Below are 541 nucleotides of genomic sequence, written 5' to 3' on the forward strand. Positions count from 1 at the left end.
CTTACAACTCCCTGGGACAATACCCACGGGCGATTGAGTTCTTCCAGCAGTCTTTAGCCATCGCTAGGGAGATAGGCGATCGCAACGGCGAAGGTAATTCCTTGGGCAATTTGGGCAATGCTTACAACTACCTGGGACAATACCCACGGGCGATTGAGTTCTTCCAGCAGTCTTTGGATATCAAAAGGGACATAGGCGATCGCAATGGCGAAGGTATTTCCTTAAATAATTTGGGCAGTGCTTACAACTCCCTGGGACAATACCCACGGGCGATTGAGTTATACCAGCATTCTTTGGAAATATCAAGGGAGATAGGCGATCGCAATGGCGAAGGTAATTCCTTGGGTAATTTGGGCAATGCTTACAACTCCCTGGGACAATACCTACGGGCGATTGAGTTCTTCCAGCAGTCTTTGAATATCTCCAGAAAGATTGGCGATCGCAACGGCGAAGGTAATTCCTTAATCGGTTTGGGCAATGCTTACTACTCCCTGGGACAATACCCACGGGCGATTGAGTTCTTCCAGCAGTCTTTGGAAAT

General features: G+C 48.2%; 1 protein-coding gene. It reads left to right on the forward strand.

Annotation, left to right across the window (positions count from 1 at the left end):
• Positions 1–541 (forward strand): tetratricopeptide repeat protein (locus ACM0OT_RS23790; protein WP_414566840.1); only part of this gene is annotated, 541 nt, incomplete at both ends.

Source organism: Anabaena sp. CCY 9613 (assembly GCF_963920895.1).
GTDB lineage: Bacteria > Cyanobacteriota > Cyanobacteriia > Cyanobacteriales > Nostocaceae > Cyanocohniella.